Here is a 12252-nt window from a genome sequence, read left to right as displayed (position 1 = left end):
TTCAAGTATCAAGCCCAAGTTCAGAGCATTTCTAAATTCATACCTCTAATTTCGTATTTTGAAGAATTACATTTTTGCCGCAAATCTCCTGGAGATACTGGAACGGAGCTTTCTCTCATAATCCTCTTCCAGCCATTCCTTGTAGTTCTTGGTATTGTTCATGATACAGTAGGAATACTGGCGAACGCGATACGCAATCTCTTCCTTGAGTGCCTTAGCCAAAATACGGGCGTCAAAAACATCCTCGGCATTTTCCACACAGATTTGAGCATGTTGTTCTATACTGCGCTCCAAAACGGTCTTGGATTTGAGGCCTTGCGCAAAGACTTTTTTATATTCTTCCTTTATATCAAATTCGATTGCATGCGATTTGGAAAATTTCTCTCGGAGTTCCAGTGGCATTTCGTAAACAAACTCCCGTTCTATTTCCTCATCGTTCTTGATGTTCTCCAAGTAAAAATCCGGAAAATGGAAAATCTCTTGCCAATCAATAGGTGCATCCCATGGGCCAAAACGAGCTATATTATTACCGAGGTCTACCACGGTAAACTCATTTTTATTGGGCAAAACCCGGGAACCCCGGCCAATCATCTGAAAGTAAAGTGTCAAAGATCGCGTGGCCCTGTTCAAAATAATAGTATCCACCGTGGGTTCATCAAAACCGGTGGTGAGGATACTTACAGAAGTTAATATGGCATCCGGGGTATTTGAAAACCAATCTAATATTTCCCGCCTTTCCGCGGCACTATTCTTGTTATCCAAATGGCGAACATTGTATCCTGCCTTTTTGAACGTCTCATGTACATATCGGGACGTATTTATACCATTATTGAAAATCAAGGTCTTGGTACCCAAAGCAATTTCCTGATAAGCCGTCAATAACTTTCCCAGCATACTTTGATTACCGTAGAGTTCGTCCGAGGATTTCACCGTATAATCCCCGCTAATGCCCAATTTAAGGCTTTGTAGACCTACATCGTAATTATACATATTGGCCTTGGCCAAGAACTTCTTTTGAATCAAAGAAGTGATGGACTCCCCTACGATCAATTTTTGATAGTGATCCTTCATGGGAAGCTTTATGTTGGAGCTTAAGGGTGTCGCCGTGACCCCAAGAATGGTGGATTGTTCAAAATATTTAAACAATTTGCGAAAAGAATTATAATGCGCCTCGTCAATGATTACCAAACCTATATTCTTGATCTCAACCTTCTCTTCCTGCAACCTATTATTGAGCGTCTCTACCATGGCTACAAAGCACATGTACTCATCCTGATCGCTAAATTCCTTTACCTCGCTATTAATGATTTTGTTCTTTACCCCGAACCCGGTCAACATCTTTGAGGTTTGAAGGCTCAATTCTATCCGATGGGTAAGTACCACAACTTTTTTTTGTGACTGGTTGATGTACCTTTTGGCAATCTCGGAGAAAACGACGGTTTTTCCTCCACCCGTTGGTAGTTGGTATAACAAATTAGAACCTTGGGGCATTTCACCCAAATACTTGAAAATAGTATTCAGGTCTTCTCTTTGGTAATCATAAAGTGTTTTCTCCGTAGTTTGGTTTTCCAATGAGGTAAAAATCTTAGGGGTTTTGATTACTTATTCTAATAGGACCGATTGCAATCGGCCCAATTTTACAAAATTAATAGAATTTTGTCCTTAGAAGAAATTTATTCCTTGAAATCAAAAAATTTAGTATCCCCGTTCCTTGGAGACCAAATTCAAAAGGGGCTCCCCTGCTTGAAGTCTTTTGTAGTTTTCCAAAATTTGGGGTACTACGGATCGCGTGTCGGATACACTGGCATAATGGGGGGTCATATGTATTTTGGGATGGGCCCAAAAAGGATGGGATACAGGTAAAGGTTCTTGATGGTAAACATCCAATCCGGCACCGGATAGATGTCCGTTATCCAACATTTCCAATAAATCTTCATCTACCAAATGTCCTCCCCTAGCTACGTTAATTACAAATGCACCCTTAGGCAATTGCTGGAAAAGGGCTTTGTTTAAAATCCCGGTGGTATTCTCGGTCAATGGTAGAAGGCATACCAGAACTTGTGTGGTGCTCAAAAAACCCGATAATTCATTCTTTCCAACAAAGGACTTAACTGTTTCGATGTCTTTTTCGGAATTGGACCAGCCTTGTACCGGAAAGCCAAAGTGGAGCAAATCTTTAGCGAGGACAACACCTAAAGCTCCCATTCCAAGGATACCAATTGTATAGTCTCCCATACGCCTGTATGGTAAAGGTCTCCATACCTTATTGGCCTGATCCACCTTGTAGGTATATAAGTTTTTTAAATAAGCCAAAATAACGCCAATTACGTGCTCGGACATATCCTTAGCAAGTACTTGATCTACCACCCGGGTTATGGGCAAATGTAATGGCGCCTCCTTATCATTGAAGATGAAATCAACTCCGGCACCGGATCCGGAAATGCATTTTAAATTTTTATAGGGCCGCAATGCCCCTGGTGGATGTTTCCAGACCAAGGCCATTTCAATCGCTTCCTTGGGGTGTTCTTCCAAATAACTGTAAATCGGTATACTTGGGGAAGCCGCGGATAATGCTTCCTTCCATTCGGGAATTTTCCCGTCCTGTCTTATAATTACGATGGCCATTAGTTTTCCAATATATCCAATGCCCGCGAAAAATCCCCGGCATAGGGCCAATGGTTATCCTGAACGTTTTGGTAAATTTTTAGTATTCTTTCTTTAAAATCCTCTATCGCCCCATTTAGTACCAAAAAATGAATCACTTCCTTGAAGGAGTTCAGCATGCTTTTATAAAAAGCTTCCGGAACATTTTTTTCCGATTCAAAAGTTTGGGCCACCTCCAAATTATAGAGCATAACATCGGCGACAAGATAGGGCTCCACTCCTAATTTTATAAAATGTTTGATAGACTTTTGGGCCACAGATCTACGAGCCTTAGGTCGTTTTCGTTTTACCGGGAAATATTCGTTGGAGATTTTGGTCTTGGCCTGCTGTATGAGCTTTTCTTCTTTGGGATTGAAGACAAAATCGTAGTATTCCTTAACCACTGGAAAACGCATATAAAGGTCCAGCAACTGTTCTTCCAATTCCTTTTTTGGAAGATCTGTCAGATATTTCACAAGGGCTCTTTTGCCCATAAAATCGGGATTTGAGCCCAAAAATAGAAGAACTGGATAGATTTAGCTAAGATTCCCAAAACAAATCATAAACTTGTCATAAATTCTGTATAAGAATTCTCTTATGTCTTTGGAAAAGACGCAATAAAAATGTATAATGAGAACTTGTAGAACATCAAAATCCAAAATATATATATGAGGCAGTTAAAGATTATCAAGCAGGTTACCAATAGAGAATCAAAATCATTGGATAAATACCTGCAGGATATCAGTAAAATTGATCTGATCAATGCAAATGAAGAAGTAGAATTAGCACAGCGTATCCGGGCCGGAGACCAAGCTGCATTGGAAAAATTGACCAATGCCAATTTACGATTTGTAGTTTCCGTGGCCAAACAATATCAAAATCAGGGGTTAAAGCTGCCCGATCTCATAAACGAAGGTAATTTGGGCCTTGTTAAGGCGGCCAAACGATTTGATGAAACCCGTGGTTTCAAGTTTATTTCCTACGCCGTTTGGTGGATAAGGCAATCTATTTTACAGGCTTTGGCCGAGCAATCCCGGGTCGTTAGGCTCCCACTCAACAAAATAGGTTCCATCAATAAAATCAAAAAGACATTTTCTTATTTGGAACAGGCCCATGAGCGGCCACCTTCTGCGGAAGAAATAGCCAAGGAATTGGAAATGACGGTTACCGAGGTAAAACAATCCATGAAAAATTCGGGTAGACATGTTTCCATGGATGCCCCGTTGCGGGAAGGAGAGGATTCCAATTTGTACGACGTGTTACGTTCTGGCGAATCTCCACGGCCAGATAAAATTTTGATGCAACAGTCCTTGAATACGGAAATCAATAGAGCCTTGGATACCTTATCGCCTAGGGAGGCGGATGTGGTAAAGCTGTATTATGGAATTGGAGACCAGCAGTCTATGACCTTGGCCGAAATAGGACAGACTTTTGACCTTACACGGGAAAGAGTTCGGCAGATAAGGGAAAAGGCTATTCGTAAGCTTCGGCACAATTCTAGAAGTAAGCTTTTGAAGGCTTATTTGGGCTAACATCAAGTAGTTATAAAAGAACAAACCCCATAGGTTTTAACCTATGGGGTTTTCTACAACTAATACACTAAACACTTAAGAATAACTTAGTTTGTTGATATTAAAATCTACTAGAATTTCATTTAAATCTTCAATGAAATTCAAATATGCTGCGTTGTCTGGATTTTGATTTGCCATAAGATTTGGTTTTAAAATGAACTATACCGCTCTACTACATATAGTCTAGTTCGGTCAACTCATTTAAACTTAAAATTTCATTTAACTCTTGTAAGAAGGTCAGGTATTCCTCCCCGTAGGTGTCGTAAAGCATGATGTCTAAGGTTAAGTTATTGCCGAAAACTATCGGTATTGATTTGGGTTTGTTTTATTATATGATATAAACTTACTATTAACGTAGGCTAAAATCAATTAATTGTGGTGTATTCAATAATTTTAGTTGTAAAACTTGTTAAAGCTGCTGACTCCTGGTTTTTAGGGCAATTCAAGCTTTGTATTTCATCGAATTAATTGGTATTTCACCGATGCTTTTCATTCTAAAACTTAACCTGATAGGTAATCCCAGCGGATACCACCCAAAAAAATCGTCCGGATTCAAAAATCAATTCTTGGCGTCCTAAACCAAGATTGGCCCTGTACAGGTTAGGGTTCTTCTTTCCGGAAAACTGATACTCCAATATAGCCTGCTGTGACTCTATATACAGTACCGTTTCCGCCAAGAGTTCGTCCCCGTCCAGTAATTGTCTTAATTCCGGAGAGTAGCCCATTCCGATATTGATTCCTAGATAATTTGATCCATCCTTCAAATATCTCCGGGCTAGAAGGTTTCCGGAAAAACCAACACTCTTATTTATATTAGGCAAAAAATAAGGTCGGATTGAAAAATAATAATCACCTTGGTAAATGGCCACGCAAGCGGTAATGATATTGGCCTTTAGGGCATCAAAATCCAAATAGCGCATTCCCATAGAAATCTCCATGTTTTTTGGCCAATTGGCAAACACTTCCGCCCCTACCCTATGATTGGGGAAAATAGCAGACTTTGAAATCCCGTAATTCAGGTAGCCGTAAAACTTTTTGGAGAACTTGGGATAAAAGTCCAACTCATATTGAAGACCTTGGATTTCAAAACGGTTACCATAGTTTAAACGTGGAATTATTTTTCCCGCTTTTGTTTCCCTTTGGTATTCCAAACTGGTATACATCATGGGTTCATAAGCAATATCAAAGATTTCGAATGCATTGGAAATCCCGATGCTATTTTTCAGGGTTTTTTCTTCCGAAGTTTCTGCCAAGGTTTCCGTTTCCTTTGATTCCACAGGGATACCAAATTCAGATAGGCCTTTTAAGGCTTGCTCACGTAATGATTGCAAGTCAGAATCCGAAGGAAGATGATTCAAGGCTTTGTTGGCCAACCCAAGGGCAATATAGTGTTGCTCGGCATAAAGTTCATTTTTTATGGCCGCCACCCATACTTCCTTATTTTTAGGCTCTACCGACGTAATCTTGTTGAACTCCTTCCGGGCCTCATCATATTTTTTGTCCCAGCTGTACGTTTTGGCCAAGAGGTTTCTAACGTCTACATAGTCAGGATACTTGGTAAGAATACTTCTCAAAGTGTCTCGAGCCACCGGTCTGTTGCCCTCAAATGCCAAATCCCTTGCCGTAAAAAAAGAGGTGTCCGGATTGCCGTTGTAGGCTAGGTCCTGGCCCCAACATGCCAAACCATAGAGGCAAATGAGGATAAAAGATATGTCTTTGAAATTCTTCAATTTTCCGTAAATGTTGTTTCTGCCATGATGTTTTGATCCAAGCTGAGATCCTTGGTTTCTTTTTCGGATTTCAGCCTTTTCTTGGCACGCAAGATTTTGTTCTCAATTTCCTTGGAAGTAATACCATTTTGTTTTACCCTTTTGGATAAATCCATTGCCCTATTATGCTGTTCCGACCAAAAAAAAGTGTCCAATAGTGCGGCATACCCATCCGCATACGTAGGGTATTTGCGTATAGCTTCTTCCAAAACTGCTATGGATCGCGCGTACTCCTTTTGCCAAGCATAAATTCTACCCATTAAAATTTCCGTATCCGCATGCCGCGGTATTTCATTTAAAATATACCTGCATAGCAACAGCGCCCTTCCCCATTCTTGGCCATGGGCTAAATTGCGTGCCGTTTCATAGGCCCTATCAAAATCATTGCCGTTAAATACACTTTGTATCCAGACCATATCCTGTTTGCTGAAATCTGCCTTTATGGATGCAAAAATGGCCGCTTCTCCCGGTATAATCTTGTTAGCACTGGTTACATACTTATTTACCGATTTAAAGTATATAAAGTTGTCCCTAACCCGTTCCTCTACTTCATCATTGTCCAACTCGCTTAAGTTCAAATTTTCATCCATTTCATACATGGAATTATCAGTCAAGTAATAGGGCCCCGTAATAAAATCTTGGATATTATTTTTACTTCTCAAGAGGGGAACCTGTTTTAGTACGTCAAAAGTCTCCGGGCTTAAGAGACCTTCTCCCAGCCATCCAACTTGTTGCGGTACCCTAAGCCCGTATTCATTGTCCAAAAGGGAAACCAATGAAGGCATTATGTCCACATGGGAAGCCAAAGATTCGATTCTCTTTGGGGAGTTGATCAAAGGGCTATAAACCATTAATGGCACTTTGTATCTGCTCAACTCATCCTTTTGAGGTAGGTCGGTAAGGTTATGCGTTCCTGTTATGATAAAAACGGTGTTCGTATACTCGGGATTTTGCTTATATTCGGTGATAAAGGTCTTTATTGCCTCGTCCGTATATATAAGACTGGCAAAAATTTCCTTGTGGTTTCTGACCAACTTTCGTTCTCGGTTTCCTATGGATGATTTTTTCATTACATCGCCTACCCTATCCTCATAATATTCGCGATTCGGAACAAGGTAAGGTGCTTTGGAACTTAAGGTAAAGAACACATCCATTCTTGGACCGTTAAAGGATTCTTGCACCGATACGCCTCGCTTAAAAAGATCTTTATCCGGATACCCCAAAGAAATCCCTGCAGCATCTTCGTCCTGAAGTTGATATGCATCCCCAAAATTATTCTTGTCCAATATTCGATCTACGCGTTCTTCGTCCAAAAAACGATCAAAACGGTTCAAGGCACTATTCCCGCCATAATTGAAAGAAGTGTTATATCCATTGTCCTTAAGAATACCAAAGAGGGTATGCCTATGGATAAAACCGTCTTCATTGGTAAACCCGGTATTTCCAAATGGTAAAGAACCGATTATGGACGGAAGGGCCGCAGCACTTTCTCCAGTATTACTTATGAAATTTTCCCAGACCAAAGCCTTGTTTTGCAATGAATCTAGAAATGGGATAAATCCAGGGTATCGGGGATTTTGGCCAATAAAATCCGACCCTAGGCCTTCCACGATTAGAAATACGATATGGGGTTTCTCTCTTTTTAAATTGAAATAGGGTACCAAATCATCTTTTTGAGTATAGGATACTAAAAGAGGATAGTCCTTTGTGCCTTCATACGTATTGAAATCGAAGGCGTTTTTGGCCCAACTAACGATCAAGTATTGGGCCTTGTTTTCGTTTATCGGTTTTTTATCCGAATTGAGTGTTGCCAAAAAAATGCTGAAAAGAATAATTGTAAAAGGGTACATTCTGCTAATGGGTCTATACACGGATACGAAACGCCTGCACAAATGGAAAAATAAAGCTGCCACCAGGGGAAGTGTCAGTAGCATGGGAAAAAGTGAAAAGCCGGAGCTACTTGTTTGTAATGTGGAGAAAATTCCAAATCCCAGAATTTCATAGTTCTGAACATAGTATTCGATAAGAAATCCCTCCAGTATCAGAAAGACCAGAAAAATAATTCTAGCGGTCTTAAGTCCCAGACCGAATTTTTTTCGCTCCAAAAAATTGAACAAGAATGCCGAACATAGGGCCAAGACTGCCGAAAAGCCGATATGATGCATCACAAGTAAAAAAAAGCTCTTGTTTAGGAAACCATCCAAAGCTCCGGAGAAGTATAATCGTATGTTTTGGTACAGGGCCCATACTACCAAACAACCAAAAAATGCGAAGACCAAAGGGATGAAATCCTTGAGTGTCTTCCCATTTTCCGAAATAGCGGATATGTTTGAATTATCCTGCATATTAAGAGGCTTTTGCGAATCCTTTACGGACTTGGGAACCCCAACCCGATTTTATCTTAAACAATTTCTTATAGTTACCCCGTATGGCGGACCAGACCACTATGGGATGAAAAACAAAGGGCTCTATTAGCGCGCAAAACATCAACGTTAAAATATCCTTCGTCTTTTTGTATTCATTATAGGAGTAGACATCCCATAGAATCGCGTAAAAGGAAAACATGATGGAAAACATGTATACCGTAGCCGTTATGGCCAAGAAAAACTCCCAGTTGAGAATGCCTAAATAATAGAACAAAATGATGGAGAAAAAACCAAAAAATTCTAAAATGGGGGCCAGCCATTCATAAAAGAACCAATACGGATAGCTCAACATACCTAATCGTCCAAATTTTGGGTTGAAGAACATGTCCTTGTGCTTATACAAGGTTTCCAGGTTGCCCCTGGCCCATCGGTCCCTTTGGTTGATCAATATTTTGGTATCCTCCGGCACCTCGGTCCAACATAAAGGGTCAGGAATATATTCTACCGTGTAGGGTTGCTTACGCTCATGCATATAGCGTCGCATTTTAAATACTATTTCCATATCCTCGCCAACGGTATTGGTATCATATCCTCCGACGGCCAAGGCAATTTCCCGATCAAAAAACCCGAAAGCTCCGGAAATAATAAGTAGACTATCTATACGGCCCCATGCCATCCGTCCCAAAATGAAGGAACGGGTATATTCCAACAATTGGAATTTGGCCAGCCAGTTTTTTGGCAGCCGAATTTCCTCCAATTGACCGCCTTGAATTATGCAGGAATTTGCAATACGAATGACTCCGCCAACGGCTATTACACGTTTTTTAGAGCGTTGGTAAAAGGATTTTACAACATGTAAAAGTGCATCTGGTAATAATAGGCAATCCACATCTATGCAACCTACATATTTATTGTTTGAAAGTGCCATACCCGTATTTAAAGCATCGGACTTGCCACCATTTTCCTTATCTATGACCGTAAGTTTGGAAAAAGAGCGGTGTTTGGATTTGTATATGCCACGAATGGGTTTGGAACGCCAATTGGGATCTATTTCCTGTTCTATCTTTTCAAGGTCGTAGGCCTTTATCATTTTCTCCAAGGTATCATCCTTGCTACCATCATTGACCACCATCACCTCATAATTTACATAGCGTAAGGACAACAGGGAACGGATATTTTCAACGATGGTCATACCCTCATTGTATGCTGGTGCAATGATGGTTATACTTGGGGCCAAAGGAGATGCCATAATCTTTGAAATGTCACCAAAACTATTTTTATTTCTATAATGAATGGAACTTCGTGTAGATAAGTATCCCATTGCGGTGAACATGGAGAACAATACCACTGTAAACGTTAGAAAAACAATGTTTATATATTCCAGGATTATATGTAGTAGTCCACTATCCATGCTACCTATTCAATGTTTTCCGGTAATTTTTTTAGGGTAGTTCAGAATTATCATAATCTCGTTGTCGAGCCTCATTTAAAAAGGCTTGCTCCAGAGGAAGGGTATCCGTCTTGCTTTCCATTTCATTTTTAGCTTGTTCCAGGAAATCCTTTTCTTCCTTAAATAAGCGCTCTTGTAATTGCCTCAATACTTTTTTTGCCGTATTCTGTATTTTCTGTTCAGTTTCTTCGCGAAGCAGTTTTTTAAGGAACCTAACTTCTTTTTGATCTCCAACAACCAACATCTCCTTCATTAATATGATTTTGGAATCTGTATCACAGGTTGTAAATAATTCCTCAAAAATGTTGTATTCCACAATGTTGTCTTGAAACGTGTCCAATTCCCAAGCCACTTCGTATAAATCATCCTTACGGGAAAATCTTTTGATGAGTTCCTTGGCGCGTTCTTTGATAAAGTCCATTTTTGATTGTTCCATGATGTCATGTAATAAGGGTATTTCACGTTGGTCCCCCAATGCTTCGATTAAATCAAGCAATTGAAGTACGGATAGAATTTCATTATTGTAATATTTGGGTTTGGGAAGGTGCTTTAGGAAGTCTTCCAATTCCAAATGGGATTCATTTTCCGGATCATCGGTTTGATCTGCTGAACTATCGAGCTCATCCAATGGCCACTCAAAATACTCCTGCTGGGGCTCATATTTTATATTATCCCGTGGTACCACATCCAAGGTGTCGTGTTCCACTTTCAAACTTCTGATGTATTCCCCATTTATTTCGCTTATTGAATTTGGTCTTTTGGAATCTTGTTCTTTGTTTATTGGTGAAGGAGTTTCTTTATCCTTGTTGCCCAACTGAATTTTCTCGTTTGATTTTTGTTCGATTTTTTGTGGAGGCAAAACCTGTTCATAGTGGACAGTGTGTTTTCCAATATCCGATCTCAGATCAGAATCAATGCTTTTTTGAGCCTCGTCCTGCGTATTTGCATTGCTTGTGACGATAGGTAAAAAATGCAATTCGGATATATCCAGATCTTCCCAAATATCAAGCTCTGCCATTTTCGGTTCAATTTGGTCGGTATTGGTTCCATTGGCCCCTATTTCTTCAAAATTTACCTCTAGTTGTAAAATGTATTCGATGTCATGTTTTTCGTCATCCATATAGCGGTATCTGAAATTTTCCTGACCCAAGGATATATCCTTTTCCCCCATTTTTTGAGCAACCACAATGGGTAGGAAATCCAAATTGACCAATAACTCCTCCTCTTCCGGAATACGGATATCATCCATGATGGTTTCCCTTTTTTTGATTATCCGGTCCTCCGAATGGGGTTCCACGGTTTCTTCCTTTATCTCTGTGCTCAAGGAGATTGGAGCGATTTCTTTTTCTAGGGACTCGGTTGGATTGTCCTTGTCCATTTCCGAAAATTCCTTGGCTTTGTTTATAACCATCTCTTTTTTGTCATCTATATCGCTAGAAACAGTTTTTTTGTTCCAGTCGTGCTCTAGCCCATTATCAATGTTTTCGGTGGGCATAATACTTTCGGGAACAATCCTATTTATGACACTTATGGCCTTGCTCTTAATGGCAAAATCGGCATATTTGGCTTCAACATGTTTTAGGAATTCTATTTCTTCGGCACTTCCCAAAACTGCTATTGCCTCCAAAATGGAAATCTTAACATCCATATTCCCTTTTTGGAAGACCAACTTAAGGGTGTCCAGCGCCTCCACTATATGAAACTCCTTGATACATTGGATCGCTTCCTGTTTAATTTGGTTGTTACGATGTTTCAGTAGTTCTATTAGAGAAGCACTGGCATCGTTCTGATTGTAAAATTTGATCAGGCGCATGGCAAAGAGGACCACATCCTTATTTTTGGAAGTAAGCCATGCCTTAAAACGGGGTGGACAATAATCTTCCAAATTACGAATGACATTCAACAGTTTTAACTGTTGCCATTCGGATATTCTATATTTTGTAGTATCCAAAAAATAATTGATTCCTTCGTGTTTTAAGGTTACTGTGGCTATCTCTGCCTGTTTGCGAATGGTGCTCCTTTTATCATTGATGAACTTGATAATGAAGCTATAGGATTCCGTGACCTGCATTTGAGTAAGCTCCAAGATGCCTTTTGAAACAACTTCCCACCGCCAACTTTTTAGTTTGTAAAAAGCGTCCTTATCCAGGTCAAGATCTTGATATAGTTTGAACAACCTTTTTTTGGTATCTCCCGAAACATCCCTACTCAAATCCAATAATATTTCCGATAGGACAACCCTGTTCAAATCTACCCTGAGCAATTCCCTTATTTCAATTCTAAGGTTCAAATAATTTGTCTTCTCCTTGATATCTGAATCTTCCTCATGGAATAAAAATTCATTTACCATGGGTGAGAGTTCCTTTTTGCGTTGGCTCACTTTAGCCGCCTTATTTGAAATCGTGTTTCGCAAAAAGAATATGCCCATGAAATAGAGTATGGCCAACCCAACA

Annotated in this window: 8 protein-coding genes; 1 reads left to right on the top strand and 7 read right to left on the bottom strand. The window is 39.9% G+C overall.

Translation table 11 applies throughout. From position 1 onward, the window contains the following. Nucleotides 1–66: 66 nt before the first annotated feature. The 3 genes from D7Z94_RS09070 to D7Z94_RS09060 all read right to left on the bottom strand — a co-directional run bounded on the left by D7Z94_RS09070 (nt 67) and on the right by D7Z94_RS09060 (nt 3137). Nucleotides 67–1572 (bottom strand): DEAD/DEAH box helicase, encoded by a 1506-nt coding sequence (locus D7Z94_RS09070; RefSeq protein ID WP_120711245.1) that lies wholly within the window; start codon nt 1570–1572, stop codon nt 67–69. Nucleotides 1573–1695: 123 nt separating this feature from the next. Continuing rightward, nucleotides 1696–2625: a 2-hydroxyacid dehydrogenase gene (locus tag D7Z94_RS09065; RefSeq protein WP_120711244.1), complete on the bottom strand. Its 930-nt coding sequence runs from the start codon at nt 2623–2625 to the stop codon at nt 1696–1698. Beyond that, the gene (locus tag D7Z94_RS09060; RefSeq protein WP_120711243.1) at nt 2625–3137 is read right to left on the bottom strand and encodes a DUF6155 family protein; all 513 of its coding nucleotides are present in this window, start codon (nt 3135–3137) and stop codon (nt 2625–2627) included. Before D7Z94_RS09060 ends, D7Z94_RS09065 begins: the two co-directional genes overlap by 1 nt. A 174-nt stretch (nt 3138–3311) precedes the next feature. Here D7Z94_RS09060 and D7Z94_RS09055 point away from each other — a divergent pair, with 174 nt between their 5' ends. Further along, nucleotides 3312–4175: a sigma-70 family RNA polymerase sigma factor gene (locus D7Z94_RS09055; RefSeq protein WP_120711242.1), complete on the top strand. Its 864-nt coding sequence runs from the start codon at nt 3312–3314 to the stop codon at nt 4173–4175. A 533-nt stretch (nt 4176–4708) separates the two neighbouring features. Here the strand turns inward: D7Z94_RS09055 and D7Z94_RS09050 are convergent. From D7Z94_RS09050 to D7Z94_RS09035, 4 genes are read right to left on the bottom strand one after another with little or no spacing between them, the layout of a single operon-like run. Continuing rightward, the gene (locus D7Z94_RS09050) at nt 4709–5944 is read right to left on the bottom strand and encodes a YaiO family outer membrane beta-barrel protein (protein ID WP_245967167.1); all 1236 of its coding nucleotides are present in this window, start codon (nt 5942–5944) and stop codon (nt 4709–4711) included. After that, nucleotides 5941–8328 carry an LTA synthase family protein gene (locus tag D7Z94_RS09045; RefSeq protein ID WP_120711241.1) on the bottom strand — a complete coding sequence of 796 codons (2388 nt, stop codon included), beginning with the start codon at nt 8326–8328 and terminating at the stop codon, nt 5941–5943. Before D7Z94_RS09045 ends, D7Z94_RS09050 begins: the two co-directional genes overlap by 4 nt. 1 nt (nt 8329) lies before the next feature. Continuing rightward, nucleotides 8330–9760 (bottom strand): glycosyltransferase family 2 protein, encoded by a 1431-nt coding sequence (locus D7Z94_RS09040; protein WP_120711240.1) that lies wholly within the window; start codon nt 9758–9760, stop codon nt 8330–8332. Nucleotides 9761–9791: 31 nt separating this feature from the next. Further along, a complete protein-coding gene (locus D7Z94_RS09035; RefSeq protein WP_147415857.1) occupies nt 9792–12227 on the bottom strand; it encodes a HEAT repeat domain-containing protein in 2436 nt (811 codons plus the stop codon). Nucleotides 12228–12252: the final 25 nt, after the last annotated feature.

The organism is Ulvibacterium marinum, from assembly GCF_003626755.1.
Lineage (GTDB): Bacteria > Bacteroidota > Bacteroidia > Flavobacteriales > Flavobacteriaceae > Ulvibacterium > Ulvibacterium marinum.
This window is presented reverse-complemented; position numbering and strand designations above follow the sequence as displayed.